At 63.4% G+C, this 25,460-nt stretch carries 27 protein-coding genes; 17 read left to right on the top strand and 10 right to left on the bottom strand.

What is annotated here, in order from left to right; genetic code table 11:
- The first annotated feature begins 18 nt into the window (after positions 1 to 18).
- The 8 genes from RAM60_RS07915 to RAM60_RS07880 all read left to right on the top strand — a co-directional run bounded on the left by RAM60_RS07915 (position 19) and on the right by RAM60_RS07880 (position 7,747).
- On the top strand, positions 19 to 1,038 hold the full coding sequence (locus RAM60_RS07915; RefSeq protein ID WP_369027230.1) for an NAD-dependent epimerase/dehydratase family protein: 1,020 nt from the start codon (positions 19 to 21) through the stop codon (positions 1,036 to 1,038).
- Positions 1,038 to 1,760 carry an SDR family oxidoreductase gene (locus RAM60_RS07910; RefSeq protein WP_369027231.1) on the top strand — a complete coding sequence of 241 codons (723 nt, stop codon included), beginning with the start codon at positions 1,038 to 1,040 and terminating at the stop codon, positions 1,758 to 1,760. Before RAM60_RS07915 ends, RAM60_RS07910 begins: the two co-directional genes overlap by 1 nt.
- A 96-nt stretch (positions 1,761 to 1,856) precedes the next feature.
- Positions 1,857 to 2,411 (top strand): TspO/MBR family protein, encoded by a 555-nt coding sequence (locus RAM60_RS07905; protein ID WP_369027232.1) that lies wholly within the window; start codon positions 1,857 to 1,859, stop codon positions 2,409 to 2,411.
- Positions 2,412 to 2,442: 31 nt separating this feature from the next.
- Positions 2,443 to 2,697, top strand: coding sequence for an accessory factor UbiK family protein (locus RAM60_RS07900; RefSeq protein WP_200980846.1), 255 nt, complete (start codon positions 2,443 to 2,445; stop codon positions 2,695 to 2,697).
- Positions 2,698 to 2,802: 105 nt separating this feature from the next.
- Positions 2,803 to 4,869, top strand: a complete 2,067-nt coding sequence (locus RAM60_RS07895; RefSeq protein ID WP_369027233.1) for a prolyl oligopeptidase family serine peptidase — start codon at positions 2,803 to 2,805, stop codon at positions 4,867 to 4,869.
- A gap of 39 nt (positions 4,870 to 4,908) precedes the next feature.
- On the top strand, positions 4,909 to 5,508 hold the full coding sequence (recO, locus tag RAM60_RS07890; protein ID WP_369027234.1) for a DNA repair protein RecO: 600 nt from the start codon (positions 4,909 to 4,911) through the stop codon (positions 5,506 to 5,508).
- Positions 5,505 to 6,572 (top strand): 3-isopropylmalate dehydrogenase, encoded by a 1,068-nt coding sequence (leuB, locus tag RAM60_RS07885; protein WP_369027235.1) that lies wholly within the window; start codon positions 5,505 to 5,507, stop codon positions 6,570 to 6,572. Before recO ends, leuB begins: the two co-directional genes overlap by 4 nt.
- 32 nt (positions 6,573 to 6,604) lie before the next feature.
- Positions 6,605 to 7,747 carry a glycosyltransferase family 2 protein gene (locus RAM60_RS07880; RefSeq protein WP_369027359.1) on the top strand — a complete coding sequence of 381 codons (1,143 nt, stop codon included), beginning with the start codon at positions 6,605 to 6,607 and terminating at the stop codon, positions 7,745 to 7,747.
- A gap of 3 nt (positions 7,748 to 7,750) precedes the next feature.
- Here RAM60_RS07880 and RAM60_RS07875 read toward each other — a convergent pair whose 3' ends face one another.
- Positions 7,751 to 9,022: a phospholipid carrier-dependent glycosyltransferase gene (locus RAM60_RS07875; protein WP_369027236.1), complete on the bottom strand. Its 1,272-nt coding sequence runs from the start codon at positions 9,020 to 9,022 to the stop codon at positions 7,751 to 7,753.
- A 41-nt stretch (positions 9,023 to 9,063) separates the two neighbouring features.
- On the bottom strand, positions 9,064 to 9,453 hold the full coding sequence (locus RAM60_RS07870) for a hypothetical protein (RefSeq protein WP_369027237.1): 390 nt from the start codon (positions 9,451 to 9,453) through the stop codon (positions 9,064 to 9,066).
- 137 nt (positions 9,454 to 9,590) lie between these two features.
- On the opposite strand from RAM60_RS07870, the gene RAM60_RS07865 reads away from it, so the two are divergent.
- Both RAM60_RS07865 and RAM60_RS07860 read left to right on the top strand, forming a co-directional pair.
- A complete protein-coding gene (locus RAM60_RS07865; RefSeq protein ID WP_369027238.1) occupies positions 9,591 to 10,796 on the top strand; it encodes a trans-sulfuration enzyme family protein in 1,206 nt (401 codons plus the stop codon).
- On the top strand, positions 10,793 to 11,404 hold the full coding sequence (locus RAM60_RS07860; RefSeq protein WP_369027239.1) for a 2-hydroxychromene-2-carboxylate isomerase: 612 nt from the start codon (positions 10,793 to 10,795) through the stop codon (positions 11,402 to 11,404). The genes RAM60_RS07865 and RAM60_RS07860 overlap by 4 nt, the downstream gene beginning before the upstream one ends.
- Before the next feature lie 40 nt (positions 11,405 to 11,444).
- Here the strand turns inward: RAM60_RS07860 and RAM60_RS07855 are convergent, their stop codons facing one another.
- Genes RAM60_RS07855 through RAM60_RS07845 form a run of 3 tightly spaced genes read right to left on the bottom strand, consistent with a single transcriptional unit; the run spans position 11,445 to position 13,578 of the window.
- Positions 11,445 to 11,834, bottom strand: a complete 390-nt coding sequence (locus RAM60_RS07855; RefSeq protein ID WP_369027240.1) for a TadE/TadG family type IV pilus assembly protein — start codon at positions 11,832 to 11,834, stop codon at positions 11,445 to 11,447.
- On the bottom strand, positions 11,834 to 12,313 hold the full coding sequence (locus tag RAM60_RS07850; RefSeq protein WP_369027241.1) for a TadE/TadG family type IV pilus assembly protein: 480 nt from the start codon (positions 12,311 to 12,313) through the stop codon (positions 11,834 to 11,836). Before RAM60_RS07850 ends, RAM60_RS07855 begins: the two co-directional genes overlap by 1 nt.
- A 5-nt stretch (positions 12,314 to 12,318) precedes the next feature.
- Positions 12,319 to 13,578, bottom strand: a complete 1,260-nt coding sequence (locus RAM60_RS07845; protein WP_369027242.1) for a TadE/TadG family type IV pilus assembly protein — start codon at positions 13,576 to 13,578, stop codon at positions 12,319 to 12,321.
- A gap of 191 nt (positions 13,579 to 13,769) precedes the next feature.
- On the opposite strand from RAM60_RS07845, the gene apaG reads away from it, so the two are divergent.
- Positions 13,770 to 14,168, top strand: coding sequence for a Co2+/Mg2+ efflux facilitator ApaG/CorD (gene apaG, locus RAM60_RS07840; protein WP_369027360.1), 399 nt, complete (start codon positions 13,770 to 13,772; stop codon positions 14,166 to 14,168).
- Between the two features lie 58 nt (positions 14,169 to 14,226).
- Here apaG and RAM60_RS07835 read toward each other — a convergent pair whose 3' ends face one another.
- The 3 genes from RAM60_RS07835 to RAM60_RS07825 form a co-directional block, all read right to left on the bottom strand.
- Entirely contained in the window at positions 14,227 to 15,147 is a 921-nt protein-coding gene (locus tag RAM60_RS07835; RefSeq protein ID WP_369027243.1) for a helix-turn-helix domain-containing protein, read from the bottom strand.
- Positions 15,148 to 15,284: 137 nt separating this feature from the next.
- Positions 15,285 to 16,772, bottom strand: a complete 1,488-nt coding sequence (locus tag RAM60_RS07830; protein WP_369027244.1) for a Ppx/GppA phosphatase family protein — start codon at positions 16,770 to 16,772, stop codon at positions 15,285 to 15,287.
- Positions 16,769 to 18,928, bottom strand: a complete 2,160-nt coding sequence (locus tag RAM60_RS07825; RefSeq protein ID WP_369027361.1) for an RNA degradosome polyphosphate kinase — start codon at positions 18,926 to 18,928, stop codon at positions 16,769 to 16,771. The genes RAM60_RS07830 and RAM60_RS07825 overlap by 4 nt, the downstream gene beginning before the upstream one ends.
- Before the next feature lie 117 nt (positions 18,929 to 19,045).
- On the opposite strand from RAM60_RS07825, the gene RAM60_RS07820 reads away from it, so the two are divergent.
- Entirely contained in the window at positions 19,046 to 19,831 is a 786-nt protein-coding gene (locus RAM60_RS07820) for a LysR family transcriptional regulator (RefSeq protein WP_369027245.1), read from the top strand.
- A 98-nt stretch (positions 19,832 to 19,929) separates the two neighbouring features.
- On the opposite strand, the gene RAM60_RS07815 is transcribed toward RAM60_RS07820, so the two are convergent.
- Positions 19,930 to 20,556 (bottom strand): GNAT family N-acetyltransferase, encoded by a 627-nt coding sequence (locus RAM60_RS07815; protein WP_369027246.1) that lies wholly within the window; start codon positions 20,554 to 20,556, stop codon positions 19,930 to 19,932.
- A gap of 104 nt (positions 20,557 to 20,660) precedes the next feature.
- Here RAM60_RS07815 and RAM60_RS07810 point away from each other — a divergent pair, with 104 nt between their 5' ends.
- On the top strand, positions 20,661 to 21,323 hold the full coding sequence (locus RAM60_RS07810) for a hypothetical protein (protein WP_369027247.1): 663 nt from the start codon (positions 20,661 to 20,663) through the stop codon (positions 21,321 to 21,323).
- Between the two features lie 82 nt (positions 21,324 to 21,405).
- Here the strand turns inward: RAM60_RS07810 and RAM60_RS07805 are convergent, their stop codons facing one another.
- Positions 21,406 to 21,918, bottom strand: coding sequence for a hypothetical protein (locus RAM60_RS07805; protein ID WP_369027248.1), 513 nt, complete (start codon positions 21,916 to 21,918; stop codon positions 21,406 to 21,408).
- 316 nt (positions 21,919 to 22,234) lie between these two features.
- Here RAM60_RS07805 and RAM60_RS07800 point away from each other — a divergent pair, with 316 nt between their 5' ends.
- From RAM60_RS07800 to RAM60_RS07785, 4 genes are read left to right on the top strand one after another with little or no spacing between them, the layout of a single operon-like run.
- A complete protein-coding gene (locus RAM60_RS07800) occupies positions 22,235 to 23,179 on the top strand; it encodes a hypothetical protein (RefSeq protein ID WP_369027249.1) in 945 nt (314 codons plus the stop codon).
- Positions 23,180 to 23,758, top strand: coding sequence for an Nmad2 family putative nucleotide modification protein (locus RAM60_RS07795; RefSeq protein WP_369027250.1), 579 nt, complete (start codon positions 23,180 to 23,182; stop codon positions 23,756 to 23,758).
- Positions 23,759 to 23,761: 3 nt separating this feature from the next.
- Positions 23,762 to 24,865 (top strand): helix-turn-helix domain-containing protein, encoded by a 1,104-nt coding sequence (locus tag RAM60_RS07790; RefSeq protein ID WP_369027251.1) that lies wholly within the window; start codon positions 23,762 to 23,764, stop codon positions 24,863 to 24,865.
- The gene (locus RAM60_RS07785; protein ID WP_510639547.1) at positions 24,862 to 25,350 is read left to right on the top strand and encodes a PIN domain-containing protein; all 489 of its coding nucleotides are present in this window, start codon (positions 24,862 to 24,864) and stop codon (positions 25,348 to 25,350) included. The genes RAM60_RS07790 and RAM60_RS07785 overlap by 4 nt, the downstream gene beginning before the upstream one ends.
- Positions 25,351 to 25,460 lie beyond the last annotated feature (110 nt).

The following is a 25,460-nucleotide window of genomic DNA, read 5'->3' as shown; positions in this document are numbered from 1 at the left end:
ACGCAAAGGGGAGAAAGTATGGCAGGTACCGTACTCGTTACCGGGGGCACCGGCTATATCGGCGGCGAAGTCATCGACCAGCTTCTGGCCAAGGGCTACACCGTTCACACCACCGTTAGGAACAAGGCGAAAAGCGAACCCAAGCTCAAGCAGCGGTGGGCGACGGCGGGTGACCGGCTCAAGGTCTTCCAGGCAGATTTGATGAGCGACGAGGGCTGGGCGGAAGCAGTGAAGGGCTGCAACGCGGTGGCGCATGTTGCCTCGCCATTCCCGATCGGAGTGCCGAAGGACAAGGACGAGTTGGTCGTCCCAGCACGCGAAGGCACCCTGCGGGCGCTGCGCTTCGCCAATTCGGTCGGCATCAAGCGTTTCGTCCAGACCAGTTCCGCCGCTGCAATCGCCTATGGCCATCCGGCGAAGGACCACTTCGACCATACGGACTGGACCAATCTCGATGCAGGCGTCCCGCCCTATATCGAGAGCAAGACTGTCGCCGAACGCGCCGCGCGCGACTGGGTCGCCGCGAATGCACCCGACATAGTGTTCTGCTCGGTCAATCCCGTCGCTGTCTTCGGACCGGTCTATGACGATGACGTTTCGACCAGCATCCAGATCGTCAAGAAGGTCATCGACGGGTCGATACCGCTCATTCCCAACATGGGCATTTGCGTGACCGACGTTCGCGATGTCGCCGAAGCGCACGTCCGCGCGATCGAGGCCCCGGCGGAACAGGTCGCCGGCGAGCGCTTCCCGACCTCTGAAAAGTTCATGTGGATCCGCGAGATGGCGGATACGGTGCGTCAGCGCACTCCCGAATATGCGAAGAAGGTGCCTTCCAGGCCCATGCCCGATTTCATGGTGAAGCTGCTGGCGCCGTTCATGCCCGAGATGAAACAGATCAAGGGAGAGCTCGGCAATGTCCGCGATGTTTCGGGCAAGCACACCGAGGAAGTGCTCGGCTTCAAATTCATCTCCGCGGAACAGACCATCGAGGACACCGTTCGCAGCCTTGTTGCGAAAGGACTGGTGAAAGCCTGATGGACATCAACGGAAAACGCATCCTCGTTACCGGGGGCACGGCGGGCATCGGCGAACAGCTGGCGCGCCAGCTGAAGGATCGCGGAGCCGAAGTGATCGTGACCGGTCGTTCGATCAAGCGGCTCGACGCCATGCGCAAGGCCGGATTCGAGGCGATCGAGGCCGACCTTTCCACGCCCCTGGGTGCCGATCGCATCCTGCAGGCGCTGGGAACCCGCGAGCTCGACGTGCTGGTCAACAACGCCGGGCAGGGGGTCGACCACGACTTTCGCGAAGCTGCGCCCGATGTCGACGATGCGGACGACTGCATCTACGCCAATCTCAACACGCCCATCCGGCTGATCACCGCGCTCGTTCCGCGCCTGCGCGAGAGGCCGCAGGCGGCCATCGTCAATGTGACCAGCGGCCTTGCCATCGCGCCGCGTGCCGGCGGGCCAGTCTACTGCGCGACCAAGGCAGCGCTGCGCAGCTACACGCAGGCCATCCGTGCGCAGCTTGCGGGCACGCGCGTGACCGTTATCGAGGCGCTGCCTCCGGTAGTGGACACGCAGCTCACCGCCGGACGCGGCGGCAACAAGATGTCGGCCGCCGACTGTGCCACCGCCATTCGCGAAGGGATCGAGAAGGACCGCGAAGAAGTGAATGTGGGCATGGTCAAGGTGTTGAAGGCCGTCCACTCCGCTTCGCCAGCGCTGGCGCGAAAGGTGATGCTGCGCTTCTGAACCGCACCCTTTCGGGACTAAACGAGAGGGTGCATTGCGCCGGGGCGCTTCGCTCGCCAAAACGCGGTTAACGATTCGCCAATCTGGGGAGATTGCATGAACATGCTGGCTTCGCGCGGGCAGCTGCGCGCTAGTTTCATCCGCTGGGCCCTGTTCACGGTGCCGCTGATCGTGCTGCTTGGCTTTCTCGCCGGGATGGTCGGAAGTCCCGCGTCCGAGTGGTTCCAGTCGCTTGCGAAGCCCGACATCTACCCCGAGCCCAAGTGGTTCGGCATCGTCTGGACAATCCTCTACATCATGATCGGCCTGTCGGTGGCCTTCGTTGCCTCCGCCTGGGGCGCGCGTGGTCGTACCGCGGCGTTGATCGCTTTCGCCGTCCATTTTCTCCTCAACCTCGCCTGGTCGCCAACCTTCTTCGGCGCGCACCAGATCACGCTCGCCCTGGGCATCCTCGCGGCCATCGTGGTCACGCTGCTCGTCGTGATGGTGCTGTTCTGGAAGGTCCGCCGCGTCGCCGCGCTGCTGCTCGTGCCCTACCTTGCCTGGGTCTGCTTCGCGACGCTGCTCAACTACGAGTTCCTCAAGCTCAATCCCGACGCCGATGGCGCGAGCGGGGGAAGCCAGGTGGAGCGTGTGCGCATCGGGAATTGATGTCGCGCGTGCCTGCGCCTAGATAGCCGCCATGCAAAGCCAGAACCCGCTGATCGCCGATTTTGTCAAACTCGCCAACTCGGCCGCCGGTACGCTTGCCGGCATGGGCCGCGAGGCACGCGATGCCGCGCGCGAGCGGGCCAAGGAGACCTTCGGCGGGATGGATTTCGTCAGCCGCGAGGAATTCGACGCGGTCAAGATGATGGCCAGCAAGGCACGGGAAGAGGCCGACAAGCTGGCCGATCGCGTTGCGGCGCTCGAGGCGCGTCTCGACAAGCAGGCCTGAGGCCTCGATCACCCGAAATACCCTGATCCCAGGTGCTTGCGCTCACCCGTAGGGAGGCGCAAGAACGCGCTCGGCCGCCGTTCCGGCGCTTGGGAGGGGGATGAGATGCATCGTATCGCCAAATCCGCAGTTTCCGCGATCGTACTGGCGGTCGCTGCCACTGGTGCAGGTCTGCAGGCGCAAGACCTGCCGACGCGGGCATTCACCGGCAACGACCTGTTCAAGCTCGAAGGTGCGGCGGACCCGCAGATAAGCCCTGACGGGAGCCAGATCGTCTATGTCCGCATGACGGGCGACGTCATGAAGGACACTTACAGGCCCTCGTTGTGGCTGGTCGATGTGAAGAGCGGCGCGCAGCGCCCGCTCGCGGCGGATGGCGGGGCGAACTTCTCCCCGCGCTGGTCCCCCGATGGCAAGCGCATCGCCTATGTATCCGCCGGCAGCGACGGCGCGCAGATTCACGTCATGTGGCTCGACAGCGGCACCAGTGCGCGCGTGACCGGGCTCCCTGACGGTCCCGGCTCGATCGCGTGGTCGCCCGACGGGCGGCAAATCGCCTACAGCATGCGCGTGCCCGGCGAGGGGGCGACCCTTGGCAAGGCTCCGGACAAGCCAGAGGGCGCCGAGTGGGCCAAGCCGCTGACCATCATCGACAAGGTCACCTACCGTTTCGACGATGCCGGTTATGCCAAGCCGGGCTTCGACCAGGTCTTCGTCGTTAGTGCAGATGGCGGGGCATCGCGCCGGGTCACGAGCGGGAAATGGGATGCAGGCGGGCCACTGTCCTGGTCGCCCGACAGTCGTGCGATCCTGTTCACCGGCAACCGCGTGGAAGATTGGGAGCGCGCCGGACGCGAATCCGAAATCTATCGCGTCGACCTTGCCTCGGGTGGGATCACCGCCGTCACCAATCGCGTCGGCCCGGACTTTGCGCCAAGGCTGTCGCCCGATGGCCGCAAGATTGCCTATCTCGGGTTCGACGACAGTGTGAAGGCATACGAGGACACCCAGCTTTATGTGATGGACGCCGACGGGTCCAATCCGCGGTCGCTCACGGCCAGCCTCAACCGCTCGATCAACGATTTCGCCTGGTCCGACAGCGGCGCGATCTATGCGGTCTATGCCGACGAGGGCGTGACCAAGCTCGCCCGCATCGGGCTCGACGGGAAGCGCAATGTCGTGGCCGAAGGGTTGCAACCCGGCGCGATCTCCGACCGTCCCTATGCCGCCGGCGAGTTCAGCGTGAGCCGGAACGGCACTCTCGCCTACACCGGCACCGCGATCGACCGGCCCGGCGACCTCATCGTGCAGGCCGCGGGAGGCAAGGCACGCCAGCTGACCCGCCTCAACGCAACCTGGCTTCAGGGCAAGGACATCGCGCCGATGCGCAAGCTGGCGGTGAAGGCCCCCGATGGGCTTGCCATCGACGCCTGGCTTATCGAACCGCCGCATCGCAGGCCCGGGGAGCGGGTGCCGATGATCCTCGAGATCCACGGCGGGCCCAATGCCGAATACGGCCCCGGTTTCTCGACCGATTACCAGCTCTATGCGGCGGCGGGATACGCGGTGCTCTACACCAACCCGCGCGGTTCGACCTCTTACGGGGCGGATTTCGCCAACCTCATCGACAAGAACTATCCGGGTCCCGACTATGACGACCTGATGGCGGCTGTGGATGCAGCGATTGCGGACGGCGTGGCGGATCCGGACAACCTGTTCGTCACCGGCGGTTCGGGCGGCGGGGTGCTGACCAGCTGGACCGTGGGCAAGACCGATCGTTTCGCGGCGGCGGCGACGCAGAAACCGGTGATCAACTGGACCAGCGAGTCGCTCACGGCCGACCTTGCCACCTTTGCCCCGCGCTACTGGTTCGGGGCGATGCCGTGGGAACAGCCGATGGAATACTGGCGGCGCAGCCCGCTTTCGCTGGTGGGCAACGTCAAGACCCCGACGATGGTCGTGGTGGGCGAGGACGACTACCGAACCCCGGCATCCGAGAGCGAGCAGTATTACGCCGCGCTCCAGCTACGCGGTGTTCCCACGACGCTGGTGATCGTCCCCGAAGCGAGCCACCATGGCATTGCCGGCCGTCCGAGCCAGAGTGCAGCCAAGGCATCGGCGATCATCACCTGGTTCGACCGCTACCGTAAGGGCAAGACGCCGGCCAATTGAGGTTTTGCGTTCGGGATTGCGGGGCTTAGGGGGAAGGGCATGCAGTTGTCCGCCCCCGCCATCCTCGTCGCCGCGCGCCCGCATGGCGAGACTGCAGTTATCGCGCGGATGCTGACCGAGGAGAGCGGGCTTGTCGCGGCTTATGTCGCGGGCGGTCGGGGCAGGGTGCTGCGGCCGGTGGTCATTCCCGGCAATGTGGTCGCTGCCGATATTCGTGCGAAGTCCGACAGCCAGCTGCCCTTTGCCCGTCTTGAACTGGTCAGAAGCCGGGGGCCGTGGCTGTCCGAGCCGCTACCCGCTGCCGCCATCGCCTGGGCGACCGCACTGACCGCCTCGGCCCTGCCCGAGCGCAACCCCTATCCCACCCTTTATGCAGCACTGGGTGGATTGCTCGACGCGATCTGTTCATCCGATTCCGCACGGCAATGGGTAGAGGCGCTGGTTGCCTACGAGGCGCTGTTATTGCGCGAGCTTGGCTATGGCGGCGAACGGCCTGCGATAGCGGACCTTGGGCAGGCCTTGGAAATTCTCGACCGGCAGGAGGGTCTGATCGCCCGATACCTGCTTGCCGACACGCGTACCGACGTTCTAGCCGCAAGACAGCTCCTGAGGCAGCGGCTGGCACGGATGATTGAATGAAGATTGCAGTATTACCCGGCGACGGGATCGGACCCGAAGTCACCGCGCAGGCGCTGCGCGTTCTCGATGCGCTTTCGCTGCCCGGCCTGACCTTGTTCGAAGGCGATGTCGGTGCCGTCGCCTATCGCCGCCACGGTCACCCGCTTCCTGCCGAAACGCTGGAAATGGCGCGTGCGGCCGACGCCGTGCTGTTCGGCGCGGTAGGCGACTTCTCTTGTGACGATCTTCCCCGCCACCTGCGTCCCGAACAGGCTATCCTCGGCCTGCGTGCCGAGCTGACCCTGTTCGCCAACCTGCGTCCCGCGGCAGGGTTTCCGGGCCTCGAAGACCTTTCCCCGCTCAAGCCTGAGATTGCCCGCGGCATCGACCTCCTCGTCGTGCGCGAGCTTAACGGCGACGTCTATTTCGGCGACAAGGGCGAACGCGACAGCGCAGGGGGCCGCGAGGGCTGGGACGCCATGTCCTACAACGAGGCCGAAGTGCGTCGCATTGCCCACACCGCCTTCCGCGCCGCGCAGAAGCGGCGGAAAAAGCTGACCAGCGTCGACAAGGCCAATGTCCTCGAAACCAGTCGTATCTGGCGCGAGACGGTGATCGAAATTGCCACCGAGTACCCCGATGTCGAGCTTGAGCACATGTATGTCGACAATGCCGCGATGCAGATGTGCCGTTCACCCGGGCAGTTCGACACTATCGTCACCGGCAACCTCTTCGGCGACATATTGTCCGACCAGGCGAGTGCGGTGGTCGGTTCGATCGGCCTGCTCGCCAGTGCCAGCCTGGGAGAGCGCCAGACCGAATTCGGCACTTTCGGCCTTTACGAACCGATCCACGGCAGCGCGCCCGACATCGCCGGGCAGGGCAAGGCCAACCCGGTCGCCGCCGTACTCAGCCTCGCCATGCTACTGCGCCATTCGCTGGGGCGCGAGGAGGAGGCCAACCGCGTCGAGCGTGCCGTGGCGCAGGTATTGGCCTCCGAAACCCGCGGCGGAGACCTGGGCGGGACGGCCTCGACCAGCGAAATCGGCGATGCGATTGTTAGCACCCTGCTAACCATATCTTGAGAATTGCCCCCTAATCGGGGCAAGCAATGGATATGACACCCGAAAGCCAGCCGTCCGTGGTCCGTGAACGCCGTGCAGGTTCCACGCCGCTCGAACTTGCCATCATCCTGCCGACGCTCAACGAGCGCGACAATCTTGAGCCGCTGGTCGAGCGGATCGAGGGTGCGCTGGGCCATGGCGGATGGGAAGTGCTGATCGTCGACGACAATTCGGCCGACGGCACCGCCGACGAGGCGCGCCGCATCGCCCAGACCGACCCGCGCGTGCGGGTGATCCAGCGCATCGGCCGCCGCGGGCTTTCGAGCGCCGCCATCGAAGGTTTTTGCGCCACTGCCGCGCCCTACGTCGCGGTGATGGACGCCGACCACCAGCACGATCCCAAGCTGCTCGTCGACATGCTCGCCTGTGTCAGGTCGGGCGAGGCGGATGTCGCCGTCGCCAGCCGCTTCGCCGACGGCGCGAGCATGGAGGAGTGGGGCCGCCCCGACCGCGAGAAGCTGTCCTCGGTCGCCAATACGCTCGCCCGCAAGCTGACGGGTGTCGAACTGTCCGACCCGATGAGCGGCTTCTTCCTGCTGCCTGCAGCGACCGCGCGCAAGCTGGTGCCCGGCCTGTCGGGTATCGGCTTCAAGATCCTGCTCGACCTTCTCGCCACATCCGATACGCCGCTCAAGGTGAAGGACTTCCCGATGAATTTCTCCGCCCGCCGTTCCGGCGAATCGAAGCTCGACCGCGCCATTGCGCTCGATTTCCTCGCCGGCCTCTACGACAAGAGTTTCGGCAAGGTCATTCCAACCCGCTTTGCGCTGTTCGGCACCGTCGGTGTCATCGGCGTCGGCGTGCACATGGCGATCCTCTATGCCTTCCTGCTGCTCGGCGGGGCAAATTTCAGCTGGAGCCAGGCCGTCGCAACCTTCGGGGCGATGAGCTTCAACTTCTGGCTCAACAACTTCCTGACCTATCGCGACAAGCGCCTGACCGAAGCGAAGAAGGTCTTCTTCGGCTGGGTCAGCTTCATCGTTGCCTGCTCGATCGGCGCCTTCGCCAATGTCGCCGTGGCGACCACGCTGCACGACCGCGGCATGCACACGGTCTTTGCCGCCCTTGTCGGCATCGGCATCGGTTCGGTGTGGAACTACGCCTTGTCGAGCCGCTTCGTCTGGGGCCGTTACTGAGGCTCAGCGCCAGCTGGCAAGCCAGGTCCAGACGGCAAAGCTGTTCGGCCCTTCGAGCGGCGCGGCGCTGAGGATCGGATAGAACCAGGCGAACACCAGCACGCTGCCGATCACGGGTGCAAGCGCAAGCTTGCGCCTGCCCTTCTGCCACAGCGCGTCGCATGCCAGCGCCAGCGCGGCGAGCAGCGCCATGCTGGGCAGGGTGTAGTGGTAATAGAACTGCACCGCCTTCGCCGCGAAGATCCAGAAACCGAGGCTGGACACATAGACCAGCACCGCCCCCAATGCCGCGTGGTTGCGTCGCAGCAGTGCTGCCCACAGACACCACAGCAGCGCCGGAAGTCCGAGCAGCATGGTCAGCGGATTGCCGATCAGGATGATGCCGCGCTGGATGCCATCGACCGGTTCGTAAAGGTACCAGATCGCGCGCCAGTTGATGACCCACTCGGGCCAGGTCGACTGGTAGGGGTGCGGGCTCAGCACCTGTTCCTGCAGGTCGAGCATGAACCTGTGATGGAAGACCAGTCCTTCGGTAATCGGATTGATCTTGAACCAGAAGCCAGGTGCGAAGGTCGCCGCATAGACCAGCACTGGCACCGCGCCGAGCCAGAGCGCGGCCTCGACCAGCGTGATCCCCGGGACGGGCGCTCCGCGGCGGCTTAGGAGCAGGCGGCGACGGCCGGCCGTGAACCGAGCGACGAGGAAGACGAGGCCGGGCAGCATGGCCACCACCACCGCGTTCCACTTCGAACCCATGGCAAGGCCCAGCGCGACCCCCATTATCGCGAGCCGCCAGCGCCCCTGTTCGGGCTGGCGCATCGCGGCGGCGAACTGCCAGGCAGCCACGCTCAGGAAGGCGAGATAGAAGATGTCGAGCATCGCGATGCGCGCGTGCACGAACAGGTGGAAGCCGCTCGCCAGCAGCACGCCGTAGGCGATGGTGGCGAAGCGGCTGGTCGTGCCGAACCACATTGCACGCATGTTGGCGAACAGGGCGAGCGCGCCGAACAGGGTGGGGATGAGGCGCCAGCCCCACGGATTGTCGCCGAACAGCCAGATGCCCGCGGCGATCAGCTCCTTGCCGACCAGCGGGTGCTCGCGATTGGTGAATTCGCCCAGCGCCAGCAGCTCGCGCGCGGCGGGAAGGTAGTGGACCTCGTCGAAATAGGGTTTGGTGACCGCGGTCAAGAACGGCAGGCAGAGCAGCCAGAATGCCAGCGTGATCGCGGCACTCCAGCCAAGGGGATCGCGGGTTTGCTGGGGCGCGCGGCTCATCGCGAACGGCCTAGAAAATGGCCACGCGCGCTGCAAGCCGCTTAAGAAGCGGCGGCCTGCTTCTCCAGCCAGAACAGCCGCGCGGCCATGGCCAGCAGGCCAATGCTGGCGGTGAGTGCGACGAAGATAATCCACGGCAGCACGTTCATGCCCGCAGCCCGCGCACGCGGCACGATGAAGAACAGCGCCAGGGTGACCGCGATCAGCAAGTCCCACCAGACCTGCACGCCCCACAGGCTGGTCGTGTGATTGGCCCAGACCAGCAGCACACCTTCCTTGAACACGGTGATCGCGGTGAAGCCGGCGAACGCGCCCGCAAACATCGCGGCAATCAGCGCGTTGCCGCCCGACAGGCGCCCGGAAGCGATAAGACCGAGAGCGATCAGGACGGCGGCGAGGCCGCCCGCAGCGAGAATTTCGTAAGGCGACATGCGGCCCCCAGGAATGATTTGTCGTTCCGCTATATCCAGATCGCGCCAAACTGCGAGCGTTATCGGCGAAGCGGGGCTTGCCGTGCTGCAAGGCCGTGCCGCTTGCCGCGCGGGCTTGCCGTGCTATCCCGCATGCCATGAAAAAGACCACCGGAATGGATCGCTCGCTTACTTCGAAATGGCGCCCCGCGACGCAGGCCGTGCGCGGTGGCACCTGGCGTAGCGAGCACGGCGAGACCAGCGAGGCGCTGTTCCTCAGCTCGGGCTACACCTACGACAGTGCGCAGATCGTCGCCGACCGCTTTGCGGGCGAGGCCGAGGGCATGACCTATTCGCGCCTGCAGAACCCCACAGTGGCGATGCTGGAGGAGCGCATCGCGCTGATGGAGGGGGCCGAGGCCTGCCGCGCGCAGGCGACCGGCATGGCCGCCATGACCACGGCTCTGTTGTGCCAGCTTTCGGCGGGCGACCACATCGTCGGCGCACGGGCCGCTTTCGGTTCGTGCCGCTGGCTGCTCGACAGCCTGCTGCCGCGTTTCGGCATCGAGACATCCGTCGTCGACAGCGCCGACAATGCCGCGTGGGAAGCCGCGATCCGGCCGAACACCAAGGTGTTCTTCTTCGAGACTCCGGCCAACCCGACACTCGACGTGGTCGACCTCGAACATGTCTGCGGAATCGCCAAGGCGCACGGAATCACCACCGTGGTCGACAACGCCTTCGCCACCAGCGCGCTGCAACGCCCCATGGACTATGGCGCCGACGTCGTTGCCTATAGCGCGACAAAGCTGATGGACGGGCAGGGCAGGGTGCTTGCTGGCGCCGTCTGCGGATCGCAGCAATGGATCGACGAGGTCCTGCTGCCCTTCCAGCGCAACACGGGTCCCAACCTGTCGCCCTTCAACGCGTGGGTGGTTCTCAAGGGGCTGGAGACACTCGACATGCGCGCCCGCCGCCAGAGCGAGAATGCGGTCGCGCTGGGCAGGGCGATCGAGGCGCGCGTGCCGAAGATGCTCCACCCGGGGCTCCCCAGTCACCCGCGCCACGACATCGCCACGCGCCAGATGGCTGCGACCGGCCCGATCTTCGCCTTCGACGTGGGCGACCGCGCGACCGCCTTTGCCGTTCTCGACGCGCTCGAGCTGGTCGATATCTCGAACAACATCGGCGACTCCCGCAGCCTGATGTGCCACCCGGCCAGCACCACGCACGCCGGGATGACGCAGGAAGCGCGCGACGAAATGGGCGTGACCGAAGGCTTGCTGCGCATCAATGTCGGGCTCGAGGATGTCGACGACGTCAAGGAAGATCTCGACCAGGCGCTTGCGAGGGCCGGACTATGACCAAGACTGTCGAATACATCTTCGATTTCGCCGGACCCAACGGCTACCTCGCGTGGTATCCGCTCAAGGAGATCGTCGAGCGGACCGGCGCGACGCTGGTGGTCACACCGGTTCTTCTGGGCGGGATGCACAAGCTGACCGGCAATTCGCCGCCGATGATGCGTGACGCCGATGTGAAGGGGAAGGTCGCCTACGCTTCTCTGGAGTTCAACCGCTTCCTCGACCGCCACGGGATGACGCGCTTCACCATTCCCAAAGCCTTTCCGTTCAATTCGATCCTGCTGCAGCGCGTCCTCGTGGCGGCTGCGGACGAAGAGGAGCGGCAAGCCCTCATCGACGCTCTGCTGCCTGCCGTGTGGGAACGCGGGCTCGATTGCGGCGATGTCGATGCCGTGGCGGCGGAACTCGCGGCGGCGGGCTTCGACGCGCAGCGCCTGCTCGAAGCGACCCAGGATCCAGAGGTGAAACAACGCCTGATCGACAACACCGAAGGTGCGGTCGAACGCGGCACTTTCGGCATCCCGACCTATTTCGTCGGCGAGGAAATGTGGTTCGGCAAGGAACGCCTCGCCCAGCTCGAGGAGTATCTCGGCGGCGGGAAACCCTGATTTTCGAGGCCGTCGTTGCGGCCGGCGGTCCGAAGAGCGTTCAGCTCTGGAGGTAGACCTTCTTGGTCTGCGTCAGCACGATCGGCGGGATCGGTGCGAAGGGGATGATCGGCTTCATCGTGATCGTCATCGTCATCTCGCCCGTGGCCACGTTGTTCACCGTGCCGCGGTTGAAGGTCAGCTTGGTGATGCCGTTGTGATCGACGCCGATCAGCGTGTCCTTGGTCCGCTTGATGACCTGGTCGGTCGTCGCCGTAGGCTTGACCTTTGCAAGGCGCAGACCCTCGCCCATGGCATTGCGCATCGCGCCGTTGGCGTTGAGGACGAGGCCGAATTGCAGCACGCCGATGATCATGGCGACGAGGATCGGCAGGGCGAGGCCGAATTCGAGGCCGATCGAACCACGGTTGTCGGAAAGGAAGCGCTTCATCACTGGAGCCTCACTACGCTGTCGCCGATGACCGTGATCGGCGTGTAGGTTGCGGAGCCACCGGTGAACATGGCGCCGACGATGCGCCAGTTGAACCCGGTAGAAACCTGCTTCTTGATCGACACGGTGGCAAAGCGCCGGGTCACCTGGCCGCTGCTGCACATGTTGGTGAACTTGTTCTGCACCACGCCATCGCATTCGCAGGTCAGGGTCACGGTTACATCGCTCGAAGGCACTCCCGAAGCAGCGACGGCCTCCGACACGAGGTAGGCGGTATTGCCGTTGGGCGGGCGCTTGCCGAGTGCAAGGTCGGTGGTGCGCTGTGCCGCCTGTTCGAGGTCGACGCGCGTGGCGATGACCTTGCTCATGTCGATCATGCCGAGGAACATCAGTGCCAGCAGCGGCGCCACCAGCGCCAGTTCGACGAACCCGATGCCGCTCTGGTCACGTAGCAGGCGCTGGACGAAGGCGTAGATCATCGCTCCTACTCCACTACCCGGACGACCTTGGCCTTGCCGGCCCACGGGTCGATGTCGACGTTGCAGTTGTTCTCGATGTTGTTGGTTCCGCCGAAACGCACCCGCTCGGAAATCAGCAGCAGGCACTGCGCGTTCTGCGTCGCGTCGCCGTTATAGGTGACGTCGCCCTTGGGCATGTAGATGATGCCTTCGATATCGATGTCCGCACCCCCGTTGAAGGTGTGCGTCGCCGAACCCATCGGGTCCTGGTAGAACAGGATGCCCGCCCACTTCGAGTTTTCCGCCGAGGTAGGCGCCCTGAGGTCGAGCTTGGCATCGCCGTTGATCGAGACCGTGGCGACTGTGTTGGAATTCTTGCCCGTCAGGATGATGGTCACGCCGCCATCGCCGAACAGCGAGATATTGGCACCAGAGTTCACCTGGAACGTGCCGCTCTTAATGATGTAGACGCCGCCGTGCATCCGCACCGTGCCCTGCAGCTTCATGCCGTTGCAATAGACCCCACCATAGGCCTGGACGTTCTGGCTCGGTGAGACGGAGTAGTTGGTGTAATTGCAGGACGCGCTCGAATAGCTGAGGTCGCGGCCCGCCAAGGGGTCGCTGACCGGCAGGCCATAAGGGATGATCGCCGCATCAGCAGGCAGGTTGCCGGTTGAATAGTCGATACCGCCCACGCTCAAGATCAGGCCTGAATCGAGGAAGGCGCTGCCGCCGACGTCGACCGACACGTCCACCGGCGAGTTCGAAGCAACCGGGCAGTCGAGCGAGACGTCTGCACTACCGAAGACTTCCACGCCCGTGCCCGAAGTCGCGAGGGCGAGTACGCAGGGGTCACCCACAGCGACGGCCGTGGCGACCGCCCGGGTACGGATGGTGGGTGCGGTGGCGAGGAACACGCTGGAGAAGGGCAGCTTGCGGCTGGTGGTCGCGATGACCTCGACCGCGCCGGTATCGCCGGCATAGGCGCCGCTGGTCGGCGGAATGCGGATGGCTTCGACGGTGTAGGCCGTGTTCGCCGTGCGGGCGATCTCGCTGCGGGCGGAGGAATCGTAGTCGCGGCCGAAGCTGAGCGCGATGGCACCGGCGGTGGCCCCGGTATCGACCGTCTGCTGCATCTGGCGCTTCCACAGGTACCATTGCACGGTGTCGACGCCGATACCGGCGGCACCGATCAGCCCGGTCAGCGCGGCACCAGCCATCAGCAGCAGGTTGCCGCGTTCGTCGCCCCTGAGTCGCTTCAGCATCCTGGCGATACCTGCGATCATGCCCTGTTCCCCGTTTGCGAAATGGTAGCCATTCTGCCGGGGAGGCTAGTCCGCATGCGGTTAGCGGATTGTCAGCCCTTGCGGTAAACCGATCTTAACCATGTCGGGCAGGGCGCGATAAATATCGTTGCGGGGGAAATCCCGCTTGCACGCCTTGCACGAGGGGCGCGCGATACTAGTTTAGGGGTGTGATCAAGGAGCTTTTCCAGCATGCCGCCACGACCGACGGGATTACCGTCAGGGTCGCGGTGAACTTCCTTCCCGAGCAGAGCCAGCCCAAGGCAGGCAAGTGGTTCTGGGTCTATCACATCCGTATCGAGAATGGCTCGCACGAACGCGTGCAACTGATGACGCGCCACTGGCGGATCACCGACGGACGCGGGATGGTCAGCCATGTCGACGGCGACGGTGTGGTCGGCGAACAGCCTGTCCTCAAGCCCGGCCAGAGCCACGATTACGTCAGCGGCTGTCCGCTGGAAACGCCGCACGGTTCGATGGAAGGCTTCTACACCTTCCACGCCGAAGACGGCTCACCGCTCGAGGTGCGCATTCCCTTCTTCCCGCTGGCGGCACCCGCGACCGCGGACTGAGCACGCACCGGGCCGCGCGATAGCCGGCTTGCGGTCTGTCGCGGCAATTCCAACAGGATCAGACGCTCTCGGCCGGGCGCTGGAGAACCTGCATCGGCTTGCCCGCAATCGCCGTGCGGGCCACGGCCGCAGCCCACAGCACCGGGTGAGGTGCGGCTGCGAAGGCCCCCGGGGTGGTATCCATGAAGCGGCGGAAATCGCGGATGAAATGGGCCTGGTCGACATATTGGTGATCGAGCGTATCGATCCACGCCAGCGACGGGTCGAGCATGAACTGCGAGAGGCTTCGCAGGAACCGCTGGCGGCGCAGCAGCAGCTTGGGACTGAAGCCGAACGCCGCAAGCGACAGCCGTTCGAGCGCCCGCACCCCTGTGCCCGCCCGCTCGGCAAACGCATCGACCGTGGTCACTTCGGGATCGAGCAGGGCGTCATGGGCCTTCAGGATGGTCTCTTCCCTGCGCGCCGGGCGTTTGAGCATCGCCAGCAGATGTGCATCGAAGCGCGCCGCTATGCTGGTGAAATCGTCTCCGTCCGCGGCGCAATCGAGCAAGGGAGCGAATGCCGCGAATGGGCTTTCGCGCCCGATGACCTCCCACCGGTCGGCAAACTCGGCTGCGCGAATGCCGACCAGTTGCGCCCAGCCAAGCGGGAGCAGGCTGATCGTCCAGTAACGGCCCGGTGCAAGCGAGAAGTGGGTCGAATGGCTGGTCGGACCGATCGCGCAGATCGGATTGCATGGCTGCAACGGTCCGGGGCCTGTGCAGGCGGCCATGTCGCCACCCGCGGTCAGGCGGATATTGGGCCATTCGGGATAGACCTGGTCGAACACCGTCGGCGAACCCGGAGCGACGACGGTTTGCGAATAGGTGGAAATGTAACGCCGCAAGGGGCTCGCCGGCAGCGCGTAGCTGACGGAGACACCCGGTTTCAGACTGGCGCCATGATCGGAAACTGCGCTTTCTCCATTGGCGAACGACACGGGGGGCTTGCTGCGAGGCCGCTGCCCTTAGCCTAGAAAAATGATTGGCGCACAAGATGTTTCCGCCACGCGATGGCCAGTCGGCACCAGACCTCCGCAGCGGATCTTTGCAGTCGGCCAGGCAGGCAGGTTTCCGCCTACTCCAGTTCACCCACCTTAATCTTGGGTTCGAGGCCGAGCCAGTCGGCGAGCATCGTCAATTCCTGCTCGACCGGACCCGCTGCCAGCGCGGCGTGGCTGGCTGCGAGTTCGAGGACCAGCTTGCGCTTCTTGCGCCGCAACCTGCTGTTCGAAAGCGATTCCCGCGTCCCCCCGCCGAGCCTCTGGGCCAGGCGCAGGCCGAGGCCCCAGGTCATGCCTTCGCGCAGGTCGTCATCGCTGGCGAGGACGCGCAGGCGGTCGGGCAGCTCGGTCCGGCCGAGTGCGCCGACAAGCGCGGCGCAGATCATCGCCCTGCCACGCGGGCTAAGATCGATCCAGCGTTTGTCGAGCGACCATTCGATCGCGCAATTAAGGCGGAGATTAGGCTCCACACGGCGCAGCGAAGCGGCAAGCTGCGCAGCGGCGATACGCTTTCTCTCGTCCCCCGGCTTGGCATTCTCTACGAGATCGGCGGTCCATGCGGAGACGAGCGTGGCGTCGGTCACATGGACGTCGCGCGCGCTGGCAAATGCGGAAATGCCCGCGAGCAGCGGATCGCGCGACTGCTGCAGCGGCTCGAGCCGCGAATAGAGCAGCCCCTCGCGAATACCCCAGCTCGAGAACACCAGGCAATCGGGCTCGAATTCGGCAAGTAACGGGCGCAGCAGGGCAGCCGCATCGGGCAGGTAACCGGCGCGCATTTCGCTGATGCCGCCGATGTCCATCAAGTCCACCGGATTGGCCCTGACCAGCTCCGCCGCCATCCGGTCCGCATCTTCGACCGAAAGGACGAAGCCGTGCGGGTCGGTCAGCGGATAGTCGATCTCGCGCATGGCGTAGGAGGCAAGCGCACGCCAGGTGCCGCCGATCATGTAGAGCGGCCCCTCGTGGTGTGCCGCCCAGCCGACTTCGCCGAGCGTTTCGTGAAGGTGCGCCTCGAAATCGCCTGCCGCGCGCATCTTGGGCAAGCGCAGCGTGCCGTAAGGCAGCGAATTTGCGCGATGGCATTCGTTGCCGTGAATCGACACCAGTTCGAGGCTGCCGCCGCCAAGGTCGGCCACGACGCCATGCGCACCCGGGAAGGCGCCCAGCGCGCCCATGGCCGAAGCGCAGGCCTCCTCTTCGCCCGAAAGCAGGCGGGGATGAAGGCCGAGGGCCGCCACCCGGTCGAGGAATTCGCGCCCGTTCTCCGCGTCGCGCGCCGCGGCGGTGGCTACCGTCTGCACGTCCCCGATCCCGAGGTCCTCGATAATCAGCGCATATCGGGCAAGCGCCGCCAGTGCCTCCTGCGCTGCCTCTTCGGGAATGCGGCCGGTTTCGGATAGGTCGCGGCCAAGACGGGCGGCGACCTTTTCGTTCCACACGGTTTCGGGCGCGCGTGCGGTACCCTCGTAGATGACGAGGCGGACCGTGTTGGAGCCGATGTCGATTACTGCACGGGGCGGCGGGGGTGGCCTGCGGCGAGCGCCGCGACGCAGGTTCACTTGCGTTTGCCCTTGAGCGTCAGTCGCGGAACGTCCGATGCCGAGCTGGCCTTGCCGCGACCCGACAGCGAGGGATTGGCCATGAAATATTCGTGGCAGTTGAACCCGCCGACATCGACGCGCATGCGCCGGTACTCGCCATCCGGATCGAGCCGCCAGCTGCGCTCGGTATCGAGGATATTGGCCAGCATCACCTGGTCGAGCAGCTGGTCGTGGACGGTCTTGTTGGTCACCGGGACCATAACCTCCACGCGGTGTTCGAGGTTCCGGCTCATGGCATCGGCACTGGTGATATAGACCGAGGCGCGCTTGCTGGGCAGGTTGTAGCCATTGGCGAACACCCACATGCGACTGTGTTCGAGGAAGCGGCCGATTATCGACTTGACCTCGATATTGTCCGAGAGGCCCGGGACGCCCGCACGCAGCGAACAGATCCCGCGCACCACCAGCGTGACCGGCACCCCGGCAGTGCTGGCTTCGTAAAGCTTGTCGATCACCCCCTTGTTCGTGATCGCGTTCATCTTCGCCCAGATTCCCGCCGGCTGGCCCGCCTTGGCATTGGCGATCTCGTGGTCGATCAGGCGGTAGAGCTTGTCCTGCAGCCCGATGGGCGAGATCGACAGCTTCTCGAGCTCGGTCGGCTCGATGTATCCGGTGACGAAGTTGAACAGCTTGGCCGCATCGCGCCCCAGCGCAGGATCGGCGGTGAAGAAGCTGAAGTCGGTGTAGATGCGCGCGTTGACCGGGTGGTAGTTGCCCGTGCCGAAGTGGCAGTAGGTGCGGTAACCGTCTTCCTCGCGCCGCACGACGAGGCTGACCTTGGCATGGGTCTTCCATTCGGTGAAGCCGTAGATCACCTGCACGCCCGCGCGTTCAAGCTCGTTCGCCCAGTGGATGTTGCGTTCTTCGTCGAAGCGGGCCTTCAATTCGACAACGGCAGTCACGGCTTTGCCGTTTTCCGCCGCCGCGATCAGTGCGGCAATGACCGGCGACTGGTCGCCCGCGCGGTAAAGCGTCTGCTTGATCGAGACGACTGCCGGATCGACTGCAGCCTGGCGCAGGAAATCGACCACCACCTCGAAGCTTTCGTAGGGGTGGTGGATGACGAGGTCCTTCTCGCGAATGGCCGAGAAACAGTCGCCGTCATGCGCCAGCACGCGCTCGGGATAACGCGGGCTGAAGGGCTCGAACTTGAGGTCGGGGCGAGGCTCGGCGGTAATCGCGGCGAGGTCGGAGAGGCCGAGCATGCCCGGCGTCTTGACGATCATCGCCGCATCGATGTCGAACTGTTCGCGCAGCAGCGCCTCGGAAATCTCGTCGCATTCATCGTCGAGTTCGAGCAGCACGACATGGCCACGGCGGCGGCGCTGGATGGCGGTACGGAAGAAGCGAACGAGGTCCTCGGCCTCGTCCTCGACCTCGATATCGCTGTCGCGCAGCACGCGGAACAGGCTATCGCCGAGGATCTTGAAGCCGGGGAACAGCAGCCCGGCAAAGCGCACGATCAGCTGTTCGATGGAGATGTAGATCGCCCGGCTGCTTCCACTCTCGCCGGGCACGCGCACGAAACGCGGCGCGCCGCTGGGGATCAGCACCATCTCGACGAGGTCGGTCTGGCGCTTGCCGCGCTTCAGCCGGAAGATGACCCCCATTCCCATGTTGGCCACGAAGGGAAATGGGTGGCTGGGATCGATTGCCTGCGGGGTGATGATCGGCAGGATGTCGTTCTCGAAATACTCTTCCAGCCAGGTCAGCTGGTCCTGTTCGAGATCGTCGATCGTGGCGATCCAGATATCCTCGACCGCAAGCAGTTGGCGCAGGTCGTCGAGGATGCCCTGCTGGCGCTGGACCAATTCGAGCACTTCGGCGCGGATCGCCTCGAGTTGCTGGCGCGGGTCGCGCCCGTCGATGCCCAGCGTCTCCAGCCCGCGGGTCGCCTGGCCTTCCAGCCCGGCGATGCGGATCATCGTGAACTCGTCGAGGTTGCTCGCCGAAATCGACAGGAAACGCAGCCGCTCGAGCAGGGGAAAGGCGGCATTCTCCGCCTCTGCCAGCACGCGCCGGTTGAACGACAGCCAGCTGAGCTCACGATTGACGTAGCGGCCCTCGGGCGTGTCGAGGCGCGGGGCCTCCTCGATGGGCTGCTGGTCGTTCATCGCTTTTGGAATCCGTACCATGCGCACTGTTTGCCGCATGTTACGCTGGCGTGACAACCGTATTCGCGAGCCAAGCATCTTGTGCCGCAACGCAGCATCGCCTAACTCGCGCTTCCGATGAAGCGTACGCACCTGCCTCTGAACGCCCTGCGCGTATACGATGCCGCCGCGCGGCACCTTTCGTTCACCCGTGCGGCGGACGAGCTGGCGGTCACGCCTGCCGCCGTGGGGCAGCAGATTCGCGCGCTCGAGGATCACCTCGGCACGGTGCTGTTCCGCCGCACCAGCAAGGGACTGGAACTGACGCAGGAAGGCGCCGCCGGGCTCGATGCGCTGCGCGAAGGTTTCCTCAAGTTCGAGGAGAGCGTGTCCGCCATGCAGGCGGGGCAGGCTTCCGACAGCTACACCATCGCCTGCCCGCGCGAATTCTACGCGCAGTGGCTCGCGCCGCGTCTCGCCGAATTCGGCAAGGCCAATCCCGAGATCAAGTTCACCTTCGTGGCGGACGAGAACGCCGATTTCACCGAGGCGAACCTCGATTGCGCGATCCGCCTCGTCGACGGGCCGGGCGATCTGCAGGGCGTCGAGCTCGATGCCGCGCGCCGCGTGACCGTGGCCGCGCCGGGTTCGCCCGACAAGTGGATCGACTGGGGCCTGCCGCTGCAGCAGGACACGCCGGCACACATCACCGTGTCGAACGCCGGACAGGCACTGTCCTCCGCGATGGCAGGGCTGGGCAAGGCGATCCTGCCCGAACTGCTGGCCAAGGACGCGGTCGAAGCGGGCAAGCTCGAAGTGCTCGAAGGCCCGACCACCGGGACGCGCGCCTACTGGCTTGTCGCCCCCACGCCGCAGTGGCGGACCAAGAAGGTCAAGGCGCTGGTCGGTTTCCTTACTTCCTAGTTTTTCGCACCCGCCTCCGCGGGTGCGTCCTCGCTAGACGTGCAGCAAGCTGCACCCGCTGCGGGCGGCCGGTCGGCCTTGCCTCGCCTGCGGCTCGGTTATTTCACCCCCTCGAAATGCGCGAAGACGTCGGCGAGGCCGGGCGGGTCGGTTTCGGCGCGTAGCAGGTCGAGCGCCTGCGCGATCTCCAGCCGGTATTCGAGCGTCGGCCCGTCGCTGGCGACCACTTCCGCACCCAGCCGCTTGATGAACTCGATCGCCGCGCGGTTCTCGTAGAGCACGTGCGCGGCAAGGTGGTCCATCCCGTCGTCCTCCGCATCGAGCAGCAGCGTCGCCGTCAGCAGCCGTCCGACGCCGAGGCCGTGGTAGTCGTCGACCACGCCAATCGAGAACTCGGCCACCTGTGCCTCGGGGTCGGGGCGCATGGCGTGGACCACGCCCATTGCGGGCTGCGCGGGGTCGGAAAGGTCGATCGCACCCCAGGCGAGGTGAAGCACGCCGTCCGCGTCGAGGAGGCGCTCGATCACCCAGTCGGGCGGGGTCCTGGCGCCGGAGAAGAAGCGCAAATAGCGCGAGCGGGGCGAGAGCCGCGCAATCCCTTCGCGCAGGCGCTGCTCGTCCGCCAGCTCGACCGTGCGCAGGCACACCGGCCGCCCGTCCTCCAGCCGCGTCGTGATCGACGCCTCGCCGCAGGCACCGCGCCAGCGCAGCTCGTTTCCGGCCATGTCACCTCCTGCGCAGCGCGACCCGCGAACCCACCCTAGCTTGCAATTTCCCATCGGGCGAGGCGATAACCCTCCGAAGGCCAGCAAGGGGGAGGGTGGCGCAGATGGACTTCATGAAGATCCTCAAGAGCCTCGAACAGGCGCTCTACGAGGTGATGGTGTGGCTGGTGTTCTACCCGCTCACCATGTGGAAGGTGATCACCCGCCCGGGCGAGATGATGGCCTATGCCGACGAGGAACTCGATGACGCGGACGAGGACCGCTATTCCGACCGCCTCAGCCCGCCGATCTTCCTCGCCATCACGCTGGGCATTTCGCATGCGCTGGAGCTGTCGACCGGGCTCAACTCCGACCAGAAGGGGCTGCTGGCGGACGACCAGAACCTCCTCGCCTTCCGCATGTTCATCTACAGCGTCTATCCGCTGGTGCTGACGGTGCGGCTGCTGAGGAAGCAGGGCATTGCGCTCGACCGAAAGACGATGCTGCCGCCGTTCTACGCCCAGTGCTACGTCGCCGCGCCGTGGGCAGCGGTCGCCGGCATCGCGCCGGTGGTGGCATTCTCCGCGCAGGGGCGCACGGGGGAGGCGCTGCTGACCGCGCTCGGCGTGATGTTCGTCGCCTTCATCTGGTACATGGTGCTGCAGACCCGCTGGTTCGCAAAAAGCCTGGGCGTGGGCTTGTGGAGCGGTTTCCGCAACGCGCTGCTGACCTTTGCCGAGGCGACCTTCCTCGTCCTCCTCGCGACGACGCTGGTGCAGAAGTTCTAGGCCCGCCTACCAGGCGATCTTCGCGATGAGGTCTTCGAGGCTCCAGCTTTCGAGCGCGTAGAGCAGGCGCTCGCGCGCGCGGCTAGCTGCGCTGCTGCGCGTGGTATTCGGCCAGCACTTCCTCGCGAATGCGCTCGTAGGTCGACTGCCCCGGCACGATATCGCGCGCGTCGATGCGGTAGCGCCCGCGATAGGCGAGGACGAAGCACAGCAGCGAATTGGCGCGCAAATTGTACAGCCCGCCGTTGATCGCCCGCTCCATCGCGCAATCCTCCAGCCGCTGGACCCCGTAGGCGAGCGCCGCGTCCCAGGCCTCGGCAAACCCTTCCGCCCCGGGCCGCGCACGCAGCTTGTAGAGCGCCTCGAGCGACTTGCCGACCGCAAGCGCCGCCTGCTTGACGATGCCCGTCGCAGCCAGCTCCGCGACGAAGCGCCGCTGCACATCGGGCGTGATCGAATTGCGCCGGGGAGCGGCGTGGAGATAGGGCGCGAAAGCGAGGAGCGGGTCGTCCTCGTCAGGCGGTTCGGCGGTGAAAGCGACGGCGGAGGTGGCCTGGCGGGCGATCTTGCGGGTGGGGGCGGGGTGGTCTGACAAAAGCGGAACCTCTCAAACTGGCGAAATCAACCGAGCCGCAGGCGAGGCAAGGGCGACCGCCCGCCGGCCGGTTAGGCCGAAGCCAAGCCGCACGGACGTGCGGCGCCCGGCGTTTGAGGGACGAAAACAAAAAACTCCGGAGTAGGAAAATGCTTTCTACTTATAATCCAAATTTCGGATACTATATGATTTAGTTATGTCACACGCTGGTAAACATGATTGTCAAATTGAGCTTATCCCGCGACCGAGGCAAGGCAGGCCGAAATATTGGTGCCTCTCGCACGAAGCTTCGGCGACCGCACGATATGGCGGAAAAATGGATCGTTGTGAGGGAGCGTACCGTACGATCCCTTCCACCAACAAACTGCGTCTTGACCCATCTAAATTTCAAGGTGGCGTCGCACTTTGGGGAGCTGTTGAGCCAGTAATCAATACCAGCAAACGCAGGGTTGAAAGCGGAATTCACGTCCACGCCCGCCTGGAAGCAGGGGCTAAGAAGAAGGCGATCGATCGAAATTTTGATGCTGTCGAGTTGGTTGTTCGCGAAAACCTCCTCGAAGACAGAAAATCCGTGATGATCACGAGGGATACGGCAGTCGCCTACTATCTTTGCCGTTTTCTCGATCAGCCACTCGACTCTCTATTTTGCCCGCATTGCGGAACCCCACATCTGGATTCTGACTGGTTTGCTGTGAAACCTCATCGTGTCCACCTGTGTCATAAATGTAATCAGTTGTTCCGAGCCGGTCGAAAATCGATCTCGAACCCTCTTGCCGCTGCGCAGATGAGTCTTGGTTTGCCACAGTCTCGGAAGCCACGAAGGGCAAAGAAAACACTGATAGTCGACTCTGCCGATTTCCCTGGCGGGTTTCAGATTTGGGCATCAAATCCCGCGATCCTTTGGACCTCAAAATTGCGTGAGGAGGAAGGCATCCATGTTCACGCTTGGAAGGACAAAGCGAAGCCCGCTGAAGACGATACGTTCGCTGAGGTTGTAATTGACGGCATTCAATTGAACGAAACGCAATTGCGGACCTTTATGGCACAGCAATCACTGTATTACCTTCGTGGAAAGGTTCATTCGATCAATTGCCCGTATTGTACCGAGCCGCATTTTGACGAAGGGGTTGCTGCATTCCGGCCAACGCTCGAAAAAACCTGCACTAACTGCCATGGGCAATTTTCGTTTCCGAACAGGCGAAAGTTGTTCGTTAGCAATCCCTTTGTTGACACTGTGTCTGCGTTGACTCATCAGGGGTAGATGCCTGACTATATATACATCACCGGTACCGGTACCGATCCGGGTGCCCATGGCAATCTGAACGATCCCTTGTTTGGCGACGCCGCAAGCCTAGGGGCGTGCATGCCGAATATTCGGCGCTTCGTGGATATTGGGGATCATATTTTCGTTGTGTCTGGGTCATCCCACGGCGTGCAGCAATATGTTGTTGGCGGTATGGAGGTCGCAGAGAAAATATCGGCCATCGAGGCCTATCAGCGATTCCCTGCCAACAGGCTGCACATAGGCCAAGATGGTCTGCTGAAGGGCAACATCATCATCAACTCAGATGGTTCGCAACACCCGCTTGATAGGCATGACCCTGCCACCTTTGAGAATCGGATCAAGAACTTCGTGGTCGGTAAAAACCCTGTCTCGCTGGATACTCAGAAGGAAGTCGAACTCGGTAGACAGCACACCCTAGAAAAGCTGTCGGACATTTTCGGCAAGAAGGGGAACCGTCCTATCGACATCATGGGGCGCTGGGCTAAGCTCGAAAGTGAACAATCTGCGGACTTGTTGGATTGGCTCAAGGGCTTGAAAGACCGCGCATCGGCCTAACCGATGGCTGTAGTTAACGCTCTTCACCGGACTGGGTTTTCTTCAGAGCAGATTGCTGAGCGTACTTCTCTATCCAGGGCACGGATAGCTGAGTTGTTGAACGGCGCTGTTCCGTCGATGAGAGAGCTCAGAGCATTAGCGGCTGGCTTGCAACTGCCACTATCGTACTTTTCGGCAGCGGAGAGCGAAAGATCTGAACAACTCCGCATGCAATTTCGGGCCACTGCCCAAAGTAAGGAAGGGGTCGACCATTCAGTTCGCAAGGTCGAGGCATTCGTAACTTCGGCATTGAAACTGCTGCCTGTCAGAAATTTTGGTCCCGAATTGGCGAACTTCGAGAATATTTTCTCGGGAGCGGATGATGTCAGATTCCACTTAGGATATGATGATCCATTCATGCCGATGTTTGATCTTCCGCAACGAGTCGCACGACAAGATGGAATAGTTCTATCTTTGCTCAATAAATCTCGGTTTGAAGGTGTGTCCCTTATTGAAGGTAATTATCTATTTATTTTTGTATCGCCGCGATTTTCTCCGCGAATGCTATTTACTCTTGCTCACGAAATTGGGCATGCTGTTAACGGAGATTTTGCTGCGGGAGAACCAATCTTCGATCTGCCAAGCGCAATTGGAAATATACGCAAGAGTAAGACTCGAGAGCGATTGGCTGACAAATTTGCTTCAGATTTTTTATTACCTGAACTCGCGTTGGCTAAGTTTTTACGGTCGCTACGTCGGCAACTGGGAATCATGCAACACGAGAAACTTGGCGACATCGAAATATTGTACTTAGCTATTTTCTTCGGCCTAAGTTTTGATGCCGCCGCGATGCGATGCGAGAATTTAGGCTTGCTACCTGAAGGAGGAGCATTTTCCCTCTCAAACCATATAAAGAAAAATCATGGGTCTCCTGAGAAGCGAGCAGCATCGTTAGGTTTGCCTAAGAGGCAACCCATTGAGTTTCCCCGCCTCAGTGGACTGCTCCTGAGCAAAATTGAAGAGGCACTTTCGCTTGGCGACGTGTCCTCAGGCTGGGTGTCTGAGAACTTCGACATTTCAATTTCACAACTTCTCGATCTGCACCGCCAACGGCGTTCTAACTCTTGATTTTCCCTGACACATGTTCCCTGATAAATTTGGGGAATTCTGGCCTACTCGAAGCCAGCCTTATAGGCTGGGACGACGGAATTGCAGTCGGGCCTATTGTGTTAGGAGAATGCAATCCACCGCTTGTTGGGCAATTGTCTGACCTGGAGGCTCACGGCGCAATTGAATTTTTCGGGGACGACGGATTCCCTGCTGAAAGGTTTCTTCAAATTCAGGAGGAAAGGCTTCTTGGTGCTGGCGAAACTGAGTGCATTACGCTGGCAGAGCATGCCATCGGTTCGATATGCTGTGACGATGCAAAAGGTCGGCGAGTAGGCCGTGAAGTTCTGGGAGCTGCTCAGGTTACAGGCAGTATCGGTCTCCTGAAGCACTTGGTAAATGCGGGGGAATGTAGCCCGGGAGAGGCCCATGATGCGTACTTGCGAATGATCGAAGGTGGCGGGTTCCTTCCTGTTCTGGAGCCGGATTTCTTCGAGTTACCTTGACCTCCCCCCATCACCCCACTATGTGCGCGCCCATCCGGCGTAGGATTCGTCCAACTCCGGTCAGATAGAGCTGAACATTGCCGGTCATGACCCGGGGGCCTGTCGCTGAT

The organism is Qipengyuania sp. RANM35 (genome assembly GCF_041021145.2).
Lineage (GTDB): Bacteria > Pseudomonadota > Alphaproteobacteria > Sphingomonadales > Sphingomonadaceae > Qipengyuania > Qipengyuania soli.
The sequence above is the reverse complement of the archived record's forward strand: the minus strand, read 5'-3'. Positions and strand labels throughout refer to the sequence as shown.

Bases quoted from the DNA above. Each gene is read 5' to 3' on its own strand.
- RAM60_RS07915 (WP_369027230.1), top strand. From the start codon at position 19: ATGGCAGGTACCGTACTCGTTACCGGGGGCACCGGCTATATCGGCGGC.
- RAM60_RS07910 (WP_369027231.1), top strand. From the start codon at position 1,038: ATGGACATCAACGGAAAACGCATCCTCGTTACCGGGGGCACGGCGGGC.
- RAM60_RS07905 (WP_369027232.1), top strand. From the start codon at position 1,857: ATGAACATGCTGGCTTCGCGCGGGCAGCTGCGCGCTAGTTTCATCCGC.
- RAM60_RS07900 (WP_200980846.1), top strand. From the start codon at position 2,443: ATGCAAAGCCAGAACCCGCTGATCGCCGATTTTGTCAAACTCGCCAAC.
- RAM60_RS07895 (WP_369027233.1), top strand. From the start codon at position 2,803: ATGCATCGTATCGCCAAATCCGCAGTTTCCGCGATCGTACTGGCGGTC.
- recO (WP_369027234.1), top strand. From the start codon at position 4,909: ATGCAGTTGTCCGCCCCCGCCATCCTCGTCGCCGCGCGCCCGCATGGC.
- leuB (WP_369027235.1), top strand. From the start codon at position 5,505: ATGAAGATTGCAGTATTACCCGGCGACGGGATCGGACCCGAAGTCACC.
- RAM60_RS07880 (WP_369027359.1), top strand. From the start codon at position 6,605: ATGACACCCGAAAGCCAGCCGTCCGTGGTCCGTGAACGCCGTGCAGGT.
- RAM60_RS07875 (WP_369027236.1), bottom strand. From the start codon at position 9,022: ATGAGCCGCGCGCCCCAGCAAACCCGCGATCCCCTTGGCTGGAGTGCC.
- RAM60_RS07870 (WP_369027237.1), bottom strand. From the start codon at position 9,453: ATGTCGCCTTACGAAATTCTCGCTGCGGGCGGCCTCGCCGCCGTCCTG.
- RAM60_RS07865 (WP_369027238.1), top strand. From the start codon at position 9,591: ATGAAAAAGACCACCGGAATGGATCGCTCGCTTACTTCGAAATGGCGC.
- RAM60_RS07860 (WP_369027239.1), top strand. From the start codon at position 10,793: ATGACCAAGACTGTCGAATACATCTTCGATTTCGCCGGACCCAACGGC.
- RAM60_RS07855 (WP_369027240.1), bottom strand. From the start codon at position 11,834: ATGAAGCGCTTCCTTTCCGACAACCGTGGTTCGATCGGCCTCGAATTC.
- RAM60_RS07850 (WP_369027241.1), bottom strand. From the start codon at position 12,313: ATGATCTACGCCTTCGTCCAGCGCCTGCTACGTGACCAGAGCGGCATC.
- RAM60_RS07845 (WP_369027242.1), bottom strand. From the start codon at position 13,578: ATGATCGCAGGTATCGCCAGGATGCTGAAGCGACTCAGGGGCGACGAA.
- RAM60_RS07825 (WP_369027361.1), bottom strand. From the start codon at position 18,928: ATGAACGACCAGCAGCCCATCGAGGAGGCCCCGCGCCTCGACACGCCC.
- RAM60_RS07820 (WP_369027245.1), top strand. From the start codon at position 19,046: ATGAAGCGTACGCACCTGCCTCTGAACGCCCTGCGCGTATACGATGCC.
- RAM60_RS07815 (WP_369027246.1), bottom strand. From the start codon at position 20,556: ATGGCCGGAAACGAGCTGCGCTGGCGCGGTGCCTGCGGCGAGGCGTCG.
- RAM60_RS07810 (WP_369027247.1), top strand. From the start codon at position 20,661: ATGGACTTCATGAAGATCCTCAAGAGCCTCGAACAGGCGCTCTACGAG.
- RAM60_RS07800 (WP_369027249.1), top strand. From the start codon at position 22,235: ATGGATCGTTGTGAGGGAGCGTACCGTACGATCCCTTCCACCAACAAA.
- RAM60_RS07795 (WP_369027250.1), top strand. From the start codon at position 23,180: ATGCCTGACTATATATACATCACCGGTACCGGTACCGATCCGGGTGCC.
- RAM60_RS07790 (WP_369027251.1), top strand. From the start codon at position 23,762: ATGGCTGTAGTTAACGCTCTTCACCGGACTGGGTTTTCTTCAGAGCAG.